We start from the raw sequence: 19001 nt of genomic DNA, 5'->3' as shown, positions 1-19001 counted from the left end.
CCGCCCCAACAGTCAGCGTAACGTGACTGGGGCCATATCACTTGGCCTGATAAATAATCCCGGGACTGCACTGGACCATCTGATAATGATCAGGCAACCCATTGAGCGCCTCCGAAGCCCCCAGGAACAAATACCCCCCAGGCTTCAACGTGGCATGGATGCGCAGCAAGATGTCGCGTTTCACCTGCGCCGAGAAATAGATCAGCACGTTCCGGCAAAACACCACATCGAACTTGCCCAGGCTCGCATAGCTGTCGAGCAGGTTGAACGAACGAAACTCGACCCGACTGCGGATCGGCGCCTTGATCGCCCAGCGCCCCGGCGCCTTCACATCGAAGTAGCGCTGCAGACGCTCCTGCGACAAGCCACGGGCGATCGACAGACTGTCGTACTCGCCGCTTTTGCAGTTGGTCAGCATGGTCCCCGACAAATCGGTCGCGACGATCTGCGCGCCCATTTTCAGTTGGCCAAGATTGCCCCGCTCGAACTCGTCGATCGACATCGACAGGGAATAAGGCTCCTGCCCCGACGAACAGGCCGCCGACCAGATGCGCAGGCGCTGCCCCGGATTGCCCTTGATGAACTCCGGGATGACCTTGTTCTTCAACACCTCGAACGGATAGGTATCGCGAAACCACAACGTCTCGTTGGTGGTCATCGCATCGACTACCTGCTCACGCAGACCGCTGCGCGGCTGGGTCTGGATACGCTGCACCAGCTCACCAAGCGACTTGATCCCCTGCTGCTCCATCATCTTGTTCAAACGGCTGGAGACCAGGTACTGCTTATTTTCGCCCAGCAGGATGCCACAGGCTTTTTCCAGGAAGACCCGGAACTGTTCGAAATCCAAATTACCCGTAGACAATGCAACCGCCTCTTTTCAATCGCTGAGGCCGGGGCGCACCCCGACCGGTTTAATGCGTAGCCTTGATCCGGTCAACAACCCGCTGAGCCAGATCGTCCGGCCGGAACTTGGCCAGGAAATCATCGGCCCCGACCTTCTTGACCATGGCCTGGTTGAACACCCCAGACAACGAAGTATGCAGGACGATGTGCAATTGTTGCATGCGCGGATCACTACGAATTGCCGCAGTCAGGGTATAGCCGTCCATTTCCGGCATCTCGATGTCGGAAATCATCATCAGGAATTCCTCTTCCGGACGCTTGCCGTCATCGACCAGCTTGTGCAGGTAATCCAGCGCCTGACGGCCATCATTCAGGGCGATCACCTCGACCCCGACCGTCTGCAGGCAACGGCTGACCTGTTTGCGCGCTACCGACGAGTCATCCACCGTCAACACGCGCAGCGACACCGCCTTGCTGTGCACCTCTTGGTCGACCACACCGACAGACACCGACTCGGACGATGGCGCAACTTCTGCCAGCACCTTCTCCACGTCGATGATCTCGACCATGCGGTTGTCGACCCGGGTCACTGCCGTCAGATAATGGTCGCGGCCAGTACCCTTGGGTGGCGGATGAATCTCCTCCCAGTTCATGTTGACGATGCGCTCGACCGAATGCACCAAAAAGCCCTGCGTCTTGGTGTTGTACTCGGTGATGATCACGAAACTGTTGCGGATGTCTTCCTGCAGGCCGGGCAAGCCGGTTGCCATCGACAGATCAAGAATCGGAATGGTCGCACCGCGAATATTGGCTACGCCGCGCACCACCGGGTGCGACTTGGGCAACACGGTCAATGCCGGGCACTGCAGCACCTCACGGACCTTGAACACGTTGATCCCGTACAACTGAGCGCCATTGAGGCGAAACAGCAAAAGTTCCAGACGATTCTGCCCAACCAGCTGCGTGCGCTGGTTGACCGAATCCATAACACCAGCCATGCCAGACTCCTTATCGTTTCTGCCTTCTTATTAAAGTCGGCACGGGCTTTGCTTTTTTGAGCGTCATGTACATGAAAACGACATTTTCCCGACGATTGACCCGCTTGCTGGCCTCTAGCCTGGCTGCGCTGTGCCTGCTGGCACCTGCCGCTCGGGCGCTGGCCGACGCGGTAACCTTGCCTGAACAGCTTATCGGTGTCACCCAAGGGTTTCTTGAATTCACCGTCGAAGATTATCTGGCCACCAGCCAGACCGCCGGACGTTACGAAATCCAGATCAACAACTTGGACCCGCGCCTGCGCATGCCATTGTGCAGCCAGCCGCTGGATGCGTCGCTGGAAAGCCCGGCGCAGCCGCTCGGACGTGTGACGGTACGCGTGCGCTGTGACAGCGCGGCGCCGTGGACGGTGTTTGTACCGGCCCAGGTCAGGCTGTTTCGCGAAGTGGTGGTCATGGCCCGCCCGCTCAAGCGCGAAAGCGTGGTGAGCGAGGACGACGTGACTCTGCGCGAGCGCGACGTCGGCACCCTCAGCCAGGGTTTTCTCGGCAGTCTGGACCAGGCTGTGGGCATGAAACTGATGCGACCGGTGGTGCTCGACCAGGTGCTGACCCCGCAGCACCTTGAACAGGCAGAGCTGATCCGCAAGGGCGATCAAGTGGTGATCGTGGCCCGCAGCGGCACCCTCAGCGTACGCATGCCCGGCGAAGCACTGAGCAAGGGCGGCTTCAGCGAACAGATCAGAGTGCGCAACCTCAACTCCAAGCGGGTGGTCAAGGCGCGGGTGACCGGCCCCGGCCAGGTCGAAGTAGCGATGTAACAGTGCTGGCGGTAAGGAACCGCATTACCTAAACTGTGTCAGAAATCGGGTAGCGAAAGCTTGCTGACAGGCAGCTTCGTATTCGTGCCTAAAGTTTTCTTCGGGTTGGCCGAAAACAAGGCAAGCGTCTTAATACCCAGAGGTTTCTGATCATGGTCATCGACTTCAGTCGTTTGAACAATTCGCCGTCAGTCGGCGGCATACGCGGTGGCACCGCGGCCGGCAGCACCGAAAAAAGCGGTGAAGCCAGCGAAACACCAGCGCGCTCCAGCGTCAGCGGAGAAGCGGTACATTTCAGCCAAGAGGCTCAGCAGTTGCAGAAGATCAGCGACAAGCTGCGCGACCAGCCGGTAGTCAACAGCGCCCGCGTGGCTGAGTTGAAACAAGCGATCGCCGACGGCAGCTACCAGGTCGATGCCAGCCGGGTCGCCAGTAAACTGCTTGATTTCGAAGCTCAGCGCTAAGCCTTCGGCGCGCTGACTTCAAGGACGCTACAAGCCAAAGAGCCAGCCATGCACGACACAACCCTGCTGCAACTGATCGAAGACGACATCGCGCCCACCCAGGAACTGCTCGAGCTGCTACAGAACGAGGCAGTCGCCCTGCATGGCCGTGAAATCGAGGTGCTCGAGACCATTCTCGCCCGCAAGCAGTCTTTGATCGTGCTGCTCGAGCAGCAGGGCCAGCGCCGTAATCACCTGCTCACCAGCCTCGGCCTCACGGCGGATCGCGCCGGTGTGCAGGCAGTTGCCGACCTCTCGCCCAACGGCGAGCTGATCATGCAGCAGCTCGGCGTGCTGACCCAGTTGATGGATACCTGCCAACAGGTCAACGAGACCAACGGGCGGATCATCCAGGTCCAGCAAAACGCCACATCCAATCAAATCCGCATCCTCATGGGCGGCGACTCTCCGTCGCTGTATGACAGCCGTGGCGCAACCTCGCCAATGGTCAAACCGCGGGCGCTCAGCCAAGTGTGATTTTTCTGACATTGCACGGTACTACTGGCAAAATGCCGTTAATTGCGTGTGTCGTTTTTGCCTGGAGATTTATAACCCGTGTTCAATGAATCCGATGCTCCCCAGCCGCCAAAGGTGCTCAATACCCCTTTGGAAATTGTCGCCAACTTGCGTCAACTGCTGGATAGCCACGATCCGCTGATCATCACTTTCCACGAGCGTAGCCAGCGGTTTCAGAGCTATGTAGTGGATGTTGACCGTGACAGCAACAGCGTGGCACTGGATGAAATGATCCCGCGCGACGGGGAAAAATTCATAGAGAACGGCGAACCGTTCCGCGTTGAAGGCTTCCATGACGGCGTGCGTATCGCCTGGGAATGCAACTCGCCATTGACCATCACCGAGGTCGATGGCCACCGCAGCTACCGCGGCCCCCTGCCGGAAGAAGTCGTCTACCACCAGCGCCGCAACGCGTTCCGCGCTGCGCTGAAACTATCCCAGTTGGTCGATGTGACGCTGGATGGTACCCATATCAAGGGCAATGGCGCACTGCGCGGCAAGCTGCTGGACATCTCCGCCACCGGCTGCAAGATGCGTTTTGAAGGCGACGTAGAAGAGCGTCTGCAATTGGGCCAGGTTTACGAGCGATTCAAGGCGGGCAACCCGTTGGGGCTGGTGGACGTGATGGTCGAGCTGCGTCATCTGCACTTCGAAGAACGCATCAATACCACCTTCGCTGGCGTGCGCTTCCACAACCTGAGTGGCCAGGCGCAGCGCAAGATCGAAAGTTTTGTCTACCAGCTGCAGCGTGAAGCGCGGCGATTCGATAAAGACGATTACTGAGATTCCGGGCCCGCTATGCGGGCCCAGCCCTTACAGCTCGGAAGGCCTGCCCTCAGGACCGACCTGATCCTCCTCGGTATCCTCCGCCGCCACTGGCGTCTGCATCACATCCTGCACAGTCTGCTCATCCACCCGCGGGTCGAGCGCCGCCGACAATGGCGAGCCAGCAGCCGGCATCGCGACGTGTCCTAGCGGCGCATCCTCCACCTGGTGCAAACCGGTAACCGCCTTCGGTCGAATCCGCCACACCAGCACCAGCGCGAAGAACAGGAAGAATGCATAGAGCATCTGCGGCCCGAGCAGCTTCATCAGCACGCCTGCCGCCAACGGCCCGATACAGGCGCCCACGCCATAAGTAACCAGCAACATCGCGGTCAACGACACCCGCCGCTCGCTCTCGACATGGTCATTGGAAAAAGCCACCGCCAGCGGATACAGGCAGAACTGCAACAACGAGATGACAAAGCCGACCGCAAACAGCACTTCCAACGGCACACTTGGCAGGATCGCCAGCGGCAACGCCGCCAGCGCCAGGCCGCCCGCCGCGCTGCGGATCAGCACTGCGCGATCATAACGGTCGGACAACCAGCCCAGCGGCCACTGCACCAACAACCCGGCAAAGATGCAGCAACCCATGAACAAACCGATCTGCTCTGTGCTCAGGCCTTGATTGGAGGCGTACAGCGGCGCCAAACCATAGAACGAGCCGACGATCAGCCCCGCGCCAAGCACGGTACTCAGCGACTGCGGCACACGTTTGATGAAGAACTTCGGCTCCATCGGTGCCGGATGCAAAGGCGCCGGGTGAATGCGCCGGGTCATCGCCACGGGCACCAGGCACAGGGCGAAGCACATGGCGACCAGCATCAGCAGCTCAGGGCCAAGTTCAGGGTGCACAACCAGAATCAACTGACCCAGCACCAGGCCCAGATACGAAGCGATCATGTAGCCGCTGAATACGGCACCGCGCTGTTTGGCATCGGCCTGCTCATTGAGCCAGCTCTCGATGACCATGTACTGACACATCATGCCCAGACCGACGATCACCCGCAGCCCAACCCACACCGGCAACAGATCGGTCAGGCCATGGCCGAGCACCGCCGCGCCGACGATACCGGCGCAGGTCGCGTAGGCGCGGATATGCCCAACCCGGGCAATCAGCCGGTGGCCGATCTTGCCGCCCAGCGCCAGACCAAAGTAGTTGGCCGCCATCAAGGCACCCACCCACAGGCTGTCGACGTTTTCAGCCGCCAGGCGCAGCGCCAGGTAGGTACTGAGCAGACCGGAGCCGATCAGCATCATCAGCGCAGCAAAGTACAGTGAACGAAAAGACTTCCAGATCTGGCGCATGCGTCCCTGAGGGGCTCCCGATTCAGGTGGAGGGTATGCTGGCAAGCATAAGGGCAAACAGGCCGGGCTGCAGGCAGTAGTCAGCAAAAAGGTCTAGCTTCGATGAGTGGGTCACGGCAGAGTTCCTGTACACCCTCGCACATCGTCCATCTCATTCACGCAAGGTCATGCCATTGGCTGGCAGCGGCAACGCCGTTTTGTACCGCACTTGCTTGAGGGCGAAGCTGGAGCGGATGTTGGCTACCCCCGGCAAGCGGGTCAGGTAGTCGAGAAACCGCTCGAGCGCCTGAATACTCGGCAACAACACCCTGAGCAGGTAATCCGGGTCGCCGGTCATCAGGTAACACTCCATCACCTCGGGCCGCTCGGCGATCTCTTCCTCGAAGCGATGCAGCGACTGCTCGACCTGCTTTTCCAGGCTGACATGGATGAACACATTGACGTCCAGCCCCAGCACCTCAGGCGACAGCAAGGTCACTTGCTGGCGAATCACGCCCAGCTCCTCCATCGCCTTGACCCGGTTGAAGCACGGCGTCGGTGACAGGTTGACCGAGCGGGCCAGCTCGGCGTTGGTGATGCGGGCGTTTTCCTGCAGGCTGTTGAGAATGCCGATATCGGTGCGATCGAGTTTGCGCATGAGACAAAATCACCAGTTTTTTGTGTTTATGCGGAATGTTTATCTGGGCGTGAGGGCAAAGGCAATCAACAAGAGAGAAATATTCTCCTGCGCTCCCACTACCATGTAGTCAGCACTGACCTGCTGGTCACGAGCCGGCATTCAGCGGCGACCGCTTCAAAGCTCACAAAAACAATATTCGAGCGAGCGTAAACAGCATGAACGAGTACGCCCCCCTGCGTTTGCATGTGCCCGAGCCTACCGGCCGGCCAGGCTGCCAGACTGATTTCTCCTACCTGCGTCTGAACGATGCAGGCCAGGTTCGCAAGCCCCCTATCGATGTCGAGCCTGCCGAAACCGCAGACCTGTCCAACAGCCTGGTGCGCGTGCTCGATGAGCACGGCAACGCCGTTGGCCCATGGGCTGCGGACATCGACCCGCAAATCCTGCGTCAGGGTATGCGCGCCATGCTCAAGACGCGTATCTTCGACAGCCGCATGGTGGTTGCCCAGCGCCAGAAGAAGATGTCTTTCTACATGCAAAGCCTTGGCGAAGAGGCCATTGGCAGCGCTCAGGCGTTGGCCCTGAACCGCAGCGACATGTGCTTCCCGACCTACCGCCAGCAAAGCATCCTGATGGCCCGCGACGTGTCGCTGGTCGACATGATATGCCAACTGCTGTCCAACGAGCGCGATCCGCTCAAGGGCCGTCAGCTGCCGATCATGTACTCGGTGCGCGAAGCCGGCTTCTTCACCATCAGCGGCAACCTCGCCACCCAGTTCGTCCAGGCCGTCGGCTGGGCGATGGCCTCGGCGATCAAGGGCGATACCAAGATCGCCTCGGCCTGGATCGGCGACGGCGCTACCGCCGAGTCGGACTTCCACACTGCCCTGACCTTTGCCCATGTCTACCGCGCGCCGGTGATTCTCAACGTGGTCAACAACCAGTGGGCGATCTCGACCTTCCAGGCAATCGCCGGCGGTGAGTCGACCACCTTTGCCGGCCGTGGCGTTGGCTGCGGTATCGCCTCGCTGCGCGTCGACGGCAACGACTTCGTTGCGGTGTATGCCGCCTCGCGCTGGGCCGCTGAACGCGCCCGCCATGGCCTTGGGCCAACCCTGATCGAATGGGTCACCTACCGCGCCGGCCCGCACTCGACCTCGGACGACCCTTCCAAGTACCGTCCTGCCGATGACTGGAGCCACTTCCCGCTGGGCGACCCGATCGCCCGCCTCAAGCAGCACATGATTCACATCGGCCAGTGGTCCGAAGAAGAACATCAGGCAGTAACTGCCGAGTTCGAAGCCGAAGTGATCAAGGCACAGAAGCAAGCCGAGCAGTACGGCACCATGAGCAATGGCCAGATCCCCAGTGCCGCCTCGATGTTCGAGGACGTGTACAAGGAAATGCCTGAGCACCTGCGCCGTCAGCGCCAAGAGCTGGGGGTCTGAACATGAACGATCACAACAACAGCATCGACCTGGAAACCGCCATGTCCACCACTACCATGACCATGATCCAGGCCTTGCGCTCGGCCATGGATGTGATGCTTGAGCGCGATGACAATGTGGTCATCTATGGCCAGGACGTCGGCTATTTCGGCGGTGTGTTCCGCTGCACTGAAGGTCTGCAGACCAAGTATGGCAAGTCGCGGGTATTCGATGCGCCGATTTCCGAAAGCGGCATCGTCGGTACTGCTGTCGGCATGGGTGCCTATGGCCTGCGCCCGGTGGTGGAAATCCAGTTCGCCGACTACTTCTACCCGGCCTCCGACCAGATCGTCTCGGAGATGGCCCGCTTGCGCTATCGCTCGGCCGGTGAGTTCATTTCGCCGCTGACCCTGCGCATGCCTTGCGGCGGCGGCATCTATGGCGGACAAACCCACAGCCAGAGCCCTGAGGCGATGTTCACCCAGGTCTGCGGGCTGCGCACGGTCATGCCGTCCAACCCGTATGACGCCAAGGGCCTGTTGATTGCCTCGATCGAATGCGACGACCCGGTGATCTTCCTCGAGCCCAAGCGCCTGTACAACGGCCCGTTCGACGGCCACCACGACCGCCCGGTGACGCCATGGGCCAAGCATGCCCAGAGCGCGGTGCCGGACGGCTACTACAAAGTGCCGCTGGACAAGGCTGCGATCGTGCGGCCCGGCAACGACGTGACCGTGCTGACCTACGGCACCACCGTCTATGTCGCGCAAGTGGCTGCCGAAGAGACCGGCGTCGACGCCGAAGTCATCGACCTGCGCAGCCTGTGGCCGCTGGACCTGGACGCGATTGTCGATTCGGTGAAAAAAACCGGCCGCTGCGTGGTCGTACACGAAGCCACACGCACCTGCGGTTTTGGTGCCGAGTTGGTCGCGCTGGTGCAAGAGCATTGCTTCCATCACCTCGAAGCGCCTATCGAGCGCGTCACCGGCTGGGACACGCCCTACCCGCACGCGCAGGAATGGGCGTACTTCCCAGGCCCCTCGCGGGTTGGCGCGGCACTGAAAAAGGTCATGGAGGTCTGAATGGGCACGCACGTCATCAAGATGCCGGACATCGGCGAAGGCATCGCGCAGGTCGAGTTGGTTGAGTGGTTCGTCAAGGTCGGCGATGTGATTGCCGAAGATCAGGTAGTGGCCGATGTCATGACCGACAAGGCCACGGTGGAAATTCCCTCGCCGGTCAGCGGCACGGTAGTAGCCCTCGGCGGCCAGCCGGGTGAAGTCATGGCGGTCGGCAGCGAACTGATCCGCATCGAAGTCGAAGGCAGTGGCAACCATGTTGACGCGCCAGACAGCAAACCGGCCGCAGCAGCTGCCACCGCGCCCGCCGTCAGCACTGCCCGCACTGAATCGCCAGCGCCCGTAGTTGCACCGGCCAGTGTCGCCAGCCAGCCTGCGGCGAGCAAGCCCAGCGCTGAAATCGTGCCGCGCCAGGCCAACGAAAAACCACTGGCCTCCCCTGCCGTGCGCAAGCGCGCGCTGGATGCCGGTATCGAATTACGTTATGTGCACGGCAGTGGCCCGGCCGGGCGTATTCAGCATGAAGACCTCGACAACTTCATGAGCAAACCACAGTCCGCTGCCGGGCAAGCGCCAAGTGGTTACAGCCGGCGCACCGACAGCGAACAGGTGCCGGTGATCGGCCTGCGCCGCAAGATTGCCCAGCGCATGCAGGATGCCAAGCGCCGTGTTGCCCACTTCAGCTACGTTGAAGAAATCGACGTGACCGCGCTGGAGGCCCTGCGCCAACAGCTCAATCGCAAGTACGGCGAAAGCCGCGGCAAACTCACCCTGCTGCCGTTGCTGGTGCGGGCAATGGTCGTCGCCCTGCGCGACTTCCCGCAGATCAACGCCACCTATGACGACGAAGCCCAGGTCATCACCCGCCATGGTGCGGTGCATGTCGGCATTGCCACTCAGGGCGACAACGGCCTGATGGTGCCGGTATTGCGTCACGCCGAGGCCGGCAGCCTGTGGAGCAATGCCAGCGAGATCACCCGCCTGGCCCACGCGGCGCGCAACAACAAGGCCAGCCGCGACGAGCTGACCGGCTCGACCATCACCCTGACCAGCCTTGGCGCCCTGGGCGGCATTGTCAGCACGCCCGTGGTCAACACCCCGGAGGTAGCGATCGTCGGCGTCAACCGCATGGTCGAACGGCCGGTGGTGGTCGACGGCCAGATCGTCGTGCGCAAGATGATGAACCTGTCCAGCTCGTTCGATCACCGCGTGGTCGATGGCATGGACGCCGCCTTGTTCATCCAGGCCGTGCGCGGCTTGCTTGAGCAACCCGCCTGCCTGTTCGTGGAGTGAGCATGACTCAGACCCTCAACACCACCCTGCTGATCATCGGTGGCGGTCCTGGCGGCTACATCGCAGCGATCCGTGCCGGCCAGCTGGGCATCCCTACCGTATTGATCGAAGGTCAGGCGCTCGGCGGCACCTGCCTGAATGTCGGCTGCATCCCGTCCAAGGCGCTGATCCATGTAGCCGAGCAGTTTCACCAGACCTGCCGACACAGCGAACACGCCGCACTGGGCATCAGCGTGGCCACACCGCAGCTGGACATCAGCCGCAGCGTGGCCTGGAAAGACGGCATTGTCGATCGTTTGACCAGTGGTGTCGCGGCCTTGCTGAAAAAGCACGGGGTGACCGTGATCCATGGCTGGGCGAAGATCGTCGATGGCAAAAGCGTCGAGGTCGATGGGCAGTTGATCCGTTGTGATCATCTGCTGCTGGCCACCGGCTCCAGCAGCGTTGAACTGCCGATGCTGCCGCTGGGCGGCGCGGTGATCTCGTCCACTGAAGCACTCGCGCCCAAGGCACTGCCCCAGCACCTGGTGGTCGTCGGCGGCGGCTACATCGGCCTGGAGCTGGGTATCGCCTATCGCAAGCTTGGGGTACAGGTCAGCGTGGTCGAAGCGCGTGAGCGGATCTTGCCGACTTACGATGCCGAATTGACTGCACCGGTTGCCGAGTCATTGAAAAAGCTCGGCGTCGCTACATACCTGGGCTACAGCGTCGAAGGCTATGAGGGCGGCTCCTTGCAGGCGCGCACTGCCGACGGCCAACAACTGCTGCTGGAGGCCGATCAGGTGCTGGTCGCCGTCGGTCGCCGGCCACGCACGCAAGGCTTCAATCTGGAAAGCCTGGGGCTGAGTATGAACGGTGCTGCCGTGGCCATTGATGAGCGCTGCCAGACCAGCATGCGCAACGTCTGGGCCATCGGCGATGTGGCGGGTGAGCCAATGCTGGCGCACCGCGCCATGGCCCAGGGCGAAATGGTCGCCGAGCTGATCGCCGGCCACGCACGGCGCTTTGCGCCCACCGCGATTGCCGCAGTGTGCTTTACCGATCCAGAGTTGGTGGTGGCTGGGCATACGCCGGAGCAGGCCAGCCAGCAAGGTCTGGATTGCATCGTTGCGCAGTTCCCGTTCGCGGCCAATGGTCGGGCCATGACACTCGAGTCAAAGACCGGTTTCGTGCGCGTGGTAGCGCGGCGCGACAACCATCTGATCGTGGGTTGGCAGGCAGTAGGCGTGGCAGTTTCAGAACTGTCGACGGCGTTTGCTCAGTCGCTGGAGATGGGCGCGCGGCTGGAGGACATAGCCGGTACCATCCATGCCCACCCGACCCTGGGTGAGGCGGTGCAGGAAGCCGCGTTGCGCGCTTTGGGGCATGCATTGCATATCTAACGGCAGGACCGGCGTGCACCGCGCTCTGCGCTGCACGCTTGGGTCTGGATCAGAGTTTGAAGCGGACCCGGATGGTGCTTTTGCCTTCCAGCCGATCAATCGAAATGGCGCTGTCGCCGTAACCCGAGTAACTCTTGACCAGGCGCATGCCCAGTCCGGTGCCACTGGGTTTGGGAAAGGTCTCCGGGAAGCCGTCACCCTGGTCGGTCACGGTGATCAAGGCATGATCCTCAGCCTTGTGCAGGCTGACCTCGATTTTTCCCTTGCCGTACTTGAGCGCATTGGTGATCAGCTCGGACACCACCATCCCCAGCGGCGCCATTCTTTCTTGCGCCAGCACAAACGACGTAGCCTCCAACGAGATCTTGCGATCACCCAACGCATTGCCCAGATCACCCAACAGCGCTCCCAGATACTCAACCACATCGAGGTCCTGGCTTTCTGTCGCCTGGTACAAGCGCTCGTGCACGCTGGCAATCGTCACTACGCGCCCAGCGGCAGTCTCCAGCTGGAGCTTGACCGCTTCGTCCGCTGTCAGGTTGGCTTGCAACATAAGCAAGGTGTTGACCAGGTGCAGGCTGTTCTTGACCCGGTGGTGAATCTCTTCAAGGAAAAGGTCACTTTCGTTGAGCTTGGAGTTCTGCGCGGCGATCAGTGAGAGCAGCTTGGCCTCATGGTGATGGCGCTCGGTAATGTCGCGGGACACCGCGATCAGCTTGCTGATCTCGCCGTCCGGGCTGACGATCGGCGCCACGGTGACATCCCACCACCTGGGCTCGTTGCTGGCGGTCGGGCAGAACGCCTCGAAGCGGGCGGATTCGCCGCTGCTGACCTTCTCGATAACGCCCAGCACAAGGTCCTTGGACTCTTCTGGCCACAGCTGCGGCCAAGACTTGCCTTTGACCTTGGCCAGATCGCCGACTTGCATCAGGCACATGCCGGCGTCATTCATGAACTCGATTTCGCCATCGGTCGACAGTACCTTCACGCAGTCCGGGCTGGCGTTGAGCATGCTCTCCGAATACGGGTCGGGCAGCGCCTCGGCGTTACCAGCCGCCAACCGCTCGACTGCCATCGATAGCACGTTGGCGATGCCTTCGAGAAAGACGATATCGCTCTCGATGAAATCATCACCGTCGGTGCTGTCGGCTTCGAGTACGCCGAACGGCGTCATCGCACCACGAATCGGCACGTTGATGGCACGCTCGATACCGTACTTCTTCAGCAACTCGGGGGTGCGAAAACGGTGCTCCTGACCAAGATGATTGGACAGCACCGGGCGGTAGGTGGCGATGGCATAACCCGCCGGACTGGCGACGTCACCACCCAGCGTCGCGTGACCGATATCGGCTTCGTCCCAGCCAACCCCGTGCGACAGCAGCAAGTCTTCACTGTCGGGCAGCGGCGTCAGCACCTTGGCAAAGCGCGTCTGCATGCCTTCGGCAACCACCACGCAAGCCTTGGTAAGCAACAGGTCCAGGTCACTCGCCTTGAGCGAGGCGACGCCAAACTCGACCACCAACTCATGCTGGCGATGAAGCCGCGCATGGGATCTCTGCAATGCCGCACGAATGGTCTCGTCGGCAGAAGATTGCTGCATCGTGATGTCTTCCACAGAGTAGTAAATAAGCCTGCCCAGCGCAGTAATCCCGATCGTTTGGGATCAAGTTGGGCGTTGCAGCATGGAAATGGTCGGAGATTTCCGAGAATCTAGCATGAAAGTGCCAGGTCCGGCGGGAAATGTATGGGGGAGCTGACGGTGCTGCGTGGGCGCCTGCAGCGCGAGAGATGGTGTCCCAGGGCCGGTTCGAACGGCCAACCTTCCCCTTAGGAGGGGGATGCTCTATCCAATTGAGCTACTGGGACCAGTGCCACCGGCGAGCGCCGATGAGCGTGACGGCGAGCATGTTAACCAGCGCCAGACCGTTTGTCATGCCCGATTCGGGCTTTTGCCACGTAAGACTTGTCATAGCGGTCAGGCTTGAAGCAAACCTTCGGCCTGTAGCAAGGCAAACAGGCTGGTGACCGATTGCTCCAGCGTCTGCGAGTTGTCCAGCACATGCACGTCGGCGGCGGCGGTCACCTGCAGTTTGGCGCTGCGCTGCAAACGCTGCTCGATGGCTTGCGGGGTCTCACGGCCGCGCGCCAGCAAACGTTGACGCAGGACGGTCGGGTTTACCTCGAGGCGGATTGCCAGCAGGTCCGGGTAACGTCGCCGCGCTTCGGCCAAGTAAGCCCGCGATCCGTTTACCAAAACGTGTTTGCCAGCCTGCAGCCACTGATCAATCTGCGCCGGAATGCCATATGCCAAAGCATTTGCCTGCCAATACATGGCAAAATGCCCACCTGCGCGCATCTGCTCGAATTGCTCAGGGCTGACACCCTGCGCGGCCTCGCCCAGTGCTTCGGGCGAGCGGGTAATGACGCGGCGAGCAACCATGATGCCGTGCTCGGTCAATTTCGCCCAAGACGCGTCGATCAGGGAATCTTTTCCAGATCCAGAGGGTCCAACGAGGAATATCAACCTACCTACTGTCGATGGACTGCCGCTTGCGTCATATTGCATAGCCACTATGCTCACTGTTAGGGACCGAGCGCATTCTAGGTGTTATCCCTGCCCTTTTCCGACTGTTACCAGATTTTGACGGCAGAGGTCTGACATTCAGTAGATCCGAAAAACGCTAAACTTTTCAAACCAGTGCTCATTTCTGATAATTGGTACTGGCAAAAAGCCTTTATGCGGATCACTATTTGTCACAGAATTGACGCCAAGGAAACGGCAGATTTTAGGCATGATGAACGCCAAAAATACACGACGGTTGAACATTTTGCCGTCGCGACGGTCAGATTTCCACCGCGCGGCATTCGACAACCGCTTCCCCTGAACCAGTAAACCGGTCAATTTATATGCGCCCATTGAAACAGGCTATTTATTCAAGCCGCACCGCTGACAAGTTTGTCGTTCGTCTGCCAGACGGGATGCGTGAGCGCATTGCCGAGGTAGCCCGCAACCATCACCGCAGCATGAACTCCGAGATCATTGCCCGCCTGGAACAGAGCCTTATCCAGGAAGGTGCACTGGGCGACGAGCTGAGCATGCGCCTGGACAGCCCTGAGCTGAGCCTGCACGAGCGCGAGCTGCTGCAACGCTTCCGCCAGCTCTCCCACCGCCAACAAAACGCTCTGGTAGCCTTGATTGCCCACGACGTGGAAATGGCCGCCGACGCGTCCTGATCAAACCGCCAGAAACAACAAAGCCAGCGCAAGCTGGCTTTATTGTTTCTGGCTGCCGGCGCTCTTCAATCAAGCGCCGGCAGTGGGTTTACATCAGGAATATCGTGGCCAGGCCAAGGAAGATGAAGAAGCCGCCACTGTCTGTCACTGCCGTGATCATCACACTGGCACCCATCGCCGGGTCACGCCCGAGGCGGACCAAGGTCATCGGGATCAAAACCCCCATCAGCGCCGCCAACAGCAGGTTCAGAGTCATTGCTCCGGTCATTACCAGGCCCAGCGACCAGCTGCCGTAGAGCAGATACGCCACTACCCCGATTACACCACCCCAGACCAGGCCGTTGATCAATGACACCGCCAGCTCCTTGCGCATCAATCGCGAGGTGTTGCCCGGGCTGACCTGGTCCAGCGCCATGGCGCGGACGATCATGGTGATGGTCTGGTTGCCCGAGTTGCCGCCGATACCAGCAACGATCGGCATCAATGCCGCCAATGCCACCAGCTTCTCGATCGAGCCTTCGAACAGGCCAATCACGCGAGAGGCGAGGAACGCGGTAATCAGGTTGATCGCCAGCCACGCCCAACGGTTGCGCAGCGAGCGCCAGACCGAGGCGAAAATGTCTTCTTCTTCGCGCAGACCGGCCATGTTGAGGACTTCGCTTTCGCTTTCCTCACGGATCAGGTCGACCATCTCGTCGATGGTCAGACGGCCGATCAGGCGATCGCTCTTGTCGACTACAGGGGCAGATACCAGGTCGTAACGTTCGAACGCCTGCGCGGCGTCGTAGGCGTCGTCGTCAGGGTGGAAACTGACCGGGTCGGTAGCCATGACCTCAGCCACCTGCTTGTCCGGATCATTGACCAGCAGGCGCTTGATCGGCAACACGCCCTTGAGCATGCCATCGGAGTCGACCACAAACAGCTTGTCGGTGTGGCCTGGCAACTCCTTGAGCCGGCGCAGGTAACGCAGTACCACTTCCAGGCTGACGTCTTCGCGGATGGTGACCATCTCGAAGTCCATCAGTGCACCGACCTGATCCTCGTCGTAGCTCAGCGCCGAGCGGACCCGCTCGCGTTGCTGGGCGTCGAGGGTCTCCATCAGCTCGTGGACAACGTCACGCGGCAGCTCGGGAGCCAGGTCAGCGAGTTCGTCGGCGTCCATTTCCTTGGCAGCGGCCAACAGCTCGTGATCGTCCATGTCGGCGATCAGGGTCTGGCGGACGGCGTCGGATACTTCCAGGAGGATGTCGCCGTCACGATCAGAGCGCACCAACTGCCAGACCGTCAGGCGGTCGTCGAGCGGCAGTGCTTCGAGAATGTAGGCGATGTCGGCAGGGTGCAGGTCATCGAGCTTGCGTTGCAGCTCGACCAGGTTCTGGCGGTGGACGAGGCTCTCCACCAGGCTATTGTGCTGCCCCTCCTGACGGTGGGTCAGGTCTTCAACAACACGCTGACGCTGCAGCAGGTCAATCACCTGGGCCAGGCGATCCTGCAGGCTGTCTTGGCTTTTCTTTACTTCGACTTCGGTCATAGGCGAACTCCACTCCCAGCAGCGGAGCACGCCGGGGAGATCAATCGATCAGATCTATTTTGGCAAATCGGATTAAGGGGTAACTACTGGGTAAGTCCATGGTGGTATTCCACAAGCCCCGGCGGGGCTGACGGGCGCAATCATACACTGCAAGAGCTGTCGGATTGCTTAAATTTTTGGTCAGAACAATCGTTTACGCGATTATCTTGTGACAACGCGCAAAGCCATCAGTGCGACGGTGGGCGCCAGACAAAAAGCACATAGGCGCAGGACCTGTCGCATGGGCGCCTACTCGCACAGTCTAGTCCGGCTTACTGACAATTCGGTGAATTGCAGACAACAAAAAGCCCGCTATAAAAGCGGGCTTCTTGATGAAGATGGTGGACTCAGCAGGATTCGAACCTGCGACCGCTCGGTTCGTAGCCGAGTACTCTATCCAGCTGAGCTATGAGTCCAAGTTGGTAGTTTTAGACCAGGTTACCACTGGTTGAAACAAGGTGCCTGTGCAAGCACAACCACCGTGCTATATGGTGGACTCAGCAGGATTCGAACCTGCGACCGCTCGGTTCGTAGCCGAGTACTCTATCCAGCTGAGCTATGAGTCCAAGTTGGTAGTTTTAGACCAGATTACCACTGGTTGAACAATCCGGCTCTGCGAGCAAAACCTTCATGTTGTATGGTGGACTCAGCAGGATTCGAACCTGCGACCGCTCGGTTCGTAGCCGAGTACTCTATCCAGCTGAGCTATGAGTCCATGTCTTGCCGCGCATTATAGATCGCTTTACCGATTTGCCAAGTACTTTTTCGTTTAATTTCAACGACTTAGTAATCTTGGCCAGTTGAAGCGCCCTAAGCGAATAATGGCGGTGAAGGGGGGATTCGAACCCCCGATACCCTTATGAGGTATACTCCCTTAGCAGGGGAGCGCCTTCGGCCACTCGGCCACCTCACCGCAACACGGGGCGTACTATAACCAGAGCCCTCCCCGTTTGCAAACCCTTTTTTAAAAAAAATCTGATAAAAATTAAAGGGTTGGTTCTTCGTCCTTCTCTTTCTTGATTCGCAGGTAGATTTCTTCGCGGTGAACCGCGACTTCCTTGGGCGCGCTAACGCCAATTCGTACCTGGTTGCCTTTGACACCCAGGACCGTAACGGTGATCTCACCGTCACCAATGATCAGGCTCTCGGCGCACCGACGAGTCAGAATCAACATAGCTTTCTCCTTACGCAGTTCAATCAGGGACAACAGTCTGAGGTAGCGCGCTGGCTGCGGGACGCACAGTCAGCGTGTGTGGCCGCCAGAGAGGACAGGACAGGGCCCATCCGGCGGCCGGAAACGCGAAGGGCGCGGCAAGCCGCGCCCTCCTCCTGGCTACGCGTTACTCGCCTTGGCGGGCAGGCGCATCCAGCTCGAAGGCGGTGTGCAGGGCGCGCACGGCCAGTTCGAGGTACTTCTCTTCGATGACCACCGAAACCTTGATCTCGGACGTGGAGATCATCTGGATGTTGATGGTCTCCTTGGCCAGCGCTTCGAACATACGGCTGGCAACGCCGGCGTGCGAGCGCATGCCGACGCCGACGATCGATACCTTGGCAATCTTGGTATCGCCGATCACTTCACGGGCGCCGATCTCGCGCGCAGTGTTTTCCAACACCTTGTGCGCCGCTTCGTACTCGTTGCGGTGCACGGTGAAGGTAAAATCGGTGGTGTTATCGTGGGCAACGTTCTGCACGATCATGTCGACTTCGATGTTCGAAGCGCTGATCGGGCCGAGGATCTTGAAGGCAACGCCTGGGGTATCCGGCACGCCACGAATGGTCAGCTTGGCTTCATCACGGTTGAAGGCGATACCGGAAATGATCGGCTGTTCCATGGATTCCTCTTCATCAATGGTAATGAGGGTACCTGGACCCTCCTTGAAACTGTGCAGCACGCGCAACGGAACGTTGTACTTGCCGGCGAATTCGACAGAGCGGATCTGCAGCACCTTGGAACCGAGGCTGGCCATTTCCAGCATCTCTTCGAAGGTGATCTTCTCCAGACGGCGCGCCTGCGGTACCACCCGCGGGTCGGTGGTGTAGACACCATCGACGTCGGTGTAGATCTGGCACTCGTCAGCCTTCAGCGCGGCCGCCAGGGCCACACCGGTGGTGTCCGAACCGCCACGACCGAGGGTGGTGATGCTGCCGTTCTCGTCGACGCCCTGGAAGCCCGCCACGACAACCACACGGCCAGCCTTGAGGTCGGCACGAATCTTCTGGTCGTCGATCTGCAGGATGCGCGCCTTGTTGTGCGCGCTGTCGGTGAGAATGCGCACCTGATTGCCGGTGTAGGACACCGCCGGCACGCCACGCTTGATCAAGGCCATGGCCAGCAGGGCAATGGTCACCTGCTCGCCAGTCGACACGATCACGTCCAGCTCACGCGGAACCGGCTTGTCGCTAATCTGCTTGGCCAGGTCCAGCAAGCGGTTGGTCTCCCCGCTCATGGCCGACAGGACCACGACCAGGTCATCGCCTGCCTCGCGGAATTTCTTGACCTTGTCGGCAACCTGCTCGATCCGCTCGATGGATCCGACAGAGGTGCCGCCAAATTTCTGTACGATCAACGCCATTTCAAAG

18 protein-coding genes and 5 tRNA genes are annotated in these 19001 nt (G+C 60.2%); 9 read left to right on the top strand and 14 right to left on the bottom strand.

Annotated elements, in window-relative coordinates; genetic code table 11:
• Nucleotides 1-37: 37 nt before the first annotated feature.
• Together cheR and CXQ80_RS06795 are read right to left on the bottom strand one after the other, a co-directional pair.
• On the bottom strand, nucleotides 38-865 hold the full coding sequence (cheR, locus tag CXQ80_RS06800; protein WP_101317760.1) for a protein-glutamate O-methyltransferase CheR: 828 nt from the start codon (nucleotides 863-865) through the stop codon (nucleotides 38-40).
• 49 nt (nucleotides 866-914) lie between these two features.
• Nucleotides 915-1844 (bottom strand): chemotaxis protein CheV, encoded by a 930-nt coding sequence (locus CXQ80_RS06795; protein ID WP_101317758.1) that lies wholly within the window; start codon nucleotides 1842-1844, stop codon nucleotides 915-917.
• Between the two features lie 65 nt (nucleotides 1845-1909).
• On the opposite strand from CXQ80_RS06795, the gene flgA reads away from it, so the two are divergent.
• The 4 genes from flgA to CXQ80_RS06775 all read left to right on the top strand — a co-directional run bounded on the left by flgA (nucleotide 1910) and on the right by CXQ80_RS06775 (nucleotide 4464).
• Nucleotides 1910-2662, top strand: coding sequence for a flagellar basal body P-ring formation chaperone FlgA (flgA, locus tag CXQ80_RS06790; RefSeq protein ID WP_101317756.1), 753 nt, complete (start codon nucleotides 1910-1912; stop codon nucleotides 2660-2662).
• A 152-nt stretch (nucleotides 2663-2814) separates the two neighbouring features.
• Nucleotides 2815-3126, top strand: coding sequence for a flagellar biosynthesis anti-sigma factor FlgM (flgM, locus tag CXQ80_RS06785; protein ID WP_101317754.1), 312 nt, complete (start codon nucleotides 2815-2817; stop codon nucleotides 3124-3126).
• Between the two features lie 48 nt (nucleotides 3127-3174).
• Entirely contained in the window at nucleotides 3175-3642 is a 468-nt protein-coding gene (locus tag CXQ80_RS06780; RefSeq protein ID WP_101317752.1) for a flagella synthesis protein FlgN, read from the top strand.
• Between the two features lie 78 nt (nucleotides 3643-3720).
• Entirely contained in the window at nucleotides 3721-4464 is a 744-nt protein-coding gene (locus CXQ80_RS06775; RefSeq protein ID WP_101317750.1) for a flagellar brake protein, read from the top strand.
• Between the two features lie 30 nt (nucleotides 4465-4494).
• Here CXQ80_RS06775 and CXQ80_RS06770 read toward each other — a convergent pair whose 3' ends face one another.
• Nucleotides 4495-5814: an MFS transporter gene (locus CXQ80_RS06770; RefSeq protein WP_101317748.1), complete on the bottom strand. Its 1320-nt coding sequence runs from the start codon at nucleotides 5812-5814 to the stop codon at nucleotides 4495-4497.
• Nucleotides 5815-5965: 151 nt separating this feature from the next.
• Complete coding sequence (bkdR, locus tag CXQ80_RS06765) at nucleotides 5966-6451, bottom strand: Bkd operon transcriptional regulator BkdR (RefSeq protein WP_054891915.1); 486 nt, start codon at nucleotides 6449-6451, stop codon at nucleotides 5966-5968.
• A 197-nt stretch (nucleotides 6452-6648) separates the two neighbouring features.
• On the opposite strand from bkdR, the gene CXQ80_RS06760 reads away from it, so the two are divergent.
• Genes CXQ80_RS06760 through lpdA form a run of 4 tightly spaced genes read left to right on the top strand, consistent with a single transcriptional unit; the run spans nucleotide 6649 to nucleotide 11614 of the window.
• Entirely contained in the window at nucleotides 6649-7881 is a 1233-nt protein-coding gene (locus CXQ80_RS06760; protein WP_101317746.1) for a 3-methyl-2-oxobutanoate dehydrogenase (2-methylpropanoyl-transferring) subunit alpha, read from the top strand.
• A 2-nt stretch (nucleotides 7882-7883) separates the two neighbouring features.
• Entirely contained in the window at nucleotides 7884-8942 is a 1059-nt protein-coding gene (locus tag CXQ80_RS06755) for an alpha-ketoacid dehydrogenase subunit beta (RefSeq protein WP_101317744.1), read from the top strand.
• Nucleotides 8943-10232, top strand: a complete 1290-nt coding sequence (locus CXQ80_RS06750; protein WP_101317742.1) for a dihydrolipoamide acetyltransferase family protein — start codon at nucleotides 8943-8945, stop codon at nucleotides 10230-10232. It abuts the gene before it with no gap.
• Nucleotides 10233-10234: 2 nt separating this feature from the next.
• The gene (lpdA, locus tag CXQ80_RS06745; protein WP_101317740.1) at nucleotides 10235-11614 is read left to right on the top strand and encodes a dihydrolipoyl dehydrogenase; all 1380 of its coding nucleotides are present in this window, start codon (nucleotides 10235-10237) and stop codon (nucleotides 11612-11614) included.
• A gap of 49 nt (nucleotides 11615-11663) precedes the next feature.
• On the opposite strand, the gene CXQ80_RS06740 is transcribed toward lpdA, so the two are convergent.
• The 3 genes from CXQ80_RS06740 to phnN form a co-directional block, all read right to left on the bottom strand.
• Nucleotides 11664-13214 carry a sensor histidine kinase gene (locus tag CXQ80_RS06740; protein ID WP_101317738.1) on the bottom strand — a complete coding sequence of 517 codons (1551 nt, stop codon included), beginning with the start codon at nucleotides 13212-13214 and terminating at the stop codon, nucleotides 11664-11666.
• Between the two features lie 189 nt (nucleotides 13215-13403).
• Nucleotides 13404-13480 (bottom strand) — tRNA-Arg (locus tag CXQ80_RS06735).
• A gap of 109 nt (nucleotides 13481-13589) precedes the next feature.
• On the bottom strand, nucleotides 13590-14180 hold the full coding sequence (gene phnN / locus CXQ80_RS06730; protein ID WP_101317736.1) for a phosphonate metabolism protein/1,5-bisphosphokinase (PRPP-forming) PhnN: 591 nt from the start codon (nucleotides 14178-14180) through the stop codon (nucleotides 13590-13592).
• 341 nt (nucleotides 14181-14521) lie between these two features.
• On the opposite strand from phnN, the gene CXQ80_RS06720 reads away from it, so the two are divergent.
• Nucleotides 14522-14848 carry an Arc family DNA-binding protein gene (locus tag CXQ80_RS06720; protein ID WP_033699552.1) on the top strand — a complete coding sequence of 109 codons (327 nt, stop codon included), beginning with the start codon at nucleotides 14522-14524 and terminating at the stop codon, nucleotides 14846-14848.
• Nucleotides 14849-14936: 88 nt separating this feature from the next.
• On the opposite strand, the gene mgtE is transcribed toward CXQ80_RS06720, so the two are convergent.
• From mgtE to CXQ80_RS06685, 7 genes are all read right to left on the bottom strand, one after another.
• Nucleotides 14937-16379, bottom strand: a complete 1443-nt coding sequence (mgtE, locus tag CXQ80_RS06715; protein WP_101317732.1) for a magnesium transporter — start codon at nucleotides 16377-16379, stop codon at nucleotides 14937-14939.
• A 378-nt stretch (nucleotides 16380-16757) separates the two neighbouring features.
• Nucleotides 16758-16834, bottom strand: a tRNA-Arg gene (locus tag CXQ80_RS06710).
• A 73-nt stretch (nucleotides 16835-16907) separates the two neighbouring features.
• Nucleotides 16908-16984: transfer RNA gene (locus tag CXQ80_RS06705), tRNA-Arg, on the bottom strand.
• 72 nt (nucleotides 16985-17056) lie between these two features.
• Nucleotides 17057-17133, bottom strand: a tRNA-Arg gene (locus tag CXQ80_RS06700).
• Nucleotides 17134-17240: 107 nt separating this feature from the next.
• Nucleotides 17241-17331: transfer RNA gene (locus tag CXQ80_RS06695), tRNA-Ser, on the bottom strand.
• Nucleotides 17332-17403: 72 nt separating this feature from the next.
• Complete coding sequence (gene csrA / locus CXQ80_RS06690) at nucleotides 17404-17592, bottom strand: carbon storage regulator CsrA (protein WP_043209419.1); 189 nt, start codon at nucleotides 17590-17592, stop codon at nucleotides 17404-17406.
• A gap of 166 nt (nucleotides 17593-17758) precedes the next feature.
• On the bottom strand, nucleotides 17759-18994 hold the full coding sequence (locus CXQ80_RS06685) for an aspartate kinase (protein WP_101317730.1): 1236 nt from the start codon (nucleotides 18992-18994) through the stop codon (nucleotides 17759-17761).
• Nucleotides 18995-19001 lie beyond the last annotated feature (7 nt).

The organism is Pseudomonas sp. 02C 26, from assembly GCF_002843585.1.
In the GTDB taxonomy this organism is placed as follows: Bacteria; Pseudomonadota; Gammaproteobacteria; order Pseudomonadales; family Pseudomonadaceae; genus Aquipseudomonas; species Aquipseudomonas shirazensis.
This window is presented reverse-complemented; position numbering and strand designations above follow the sequence as displayed.